Annotated in this window: 1 protein-coding gene; it reads right to left on the reverse strand. The window is 42.9% G+C overall.

Annotated features, from left to right (window positions below; translation table 11 throughout):
* Positions 1-273 (reverse strand): HAD hydrolase family protein (locus tag AAEZ05_RS28645; RefSeq protein WP_350649973.1); only part of this gene is annotated, 273 nt, incomplete at both ends.

The raw sequence follows: 273 nt of genomic DNA on the forward strand, positions 1-273 counted from the left end.
GGCTTGGCACAGCGTTACGATTTTAGCCGTTTGCATATCTGATAATGGATAGTGACTGATTCTGCTATGGTTATCAAAGCTATATTGACCATTCATACAGATGATAGCGTCGAGGACATCGGCTTCAAGTAACGCTAAAATGTCAGGCGGTAATATGGCTTTTGAGCGACCTGTGGAGATGACTAATTTAACATCGCTGTCGGCTAAGGCTTCTAAAGTGGCTTGATTGTGTTCTGCGATAATTCCTGCACGACTTAGCGTATCATCAATATC

The organism is Pseudomonas sp. HY13-MNA-CIBAN-0226 (genome assembly GCF_040310305.1).
GTDB classification, from domain to species: Bacteria; Pseudomonadota; Gammaproteobacteria; order Pseudomonadales; family Pseudomonadaceae; genus Aquipseudomonas; species Aquipseudomonas gregormendelii.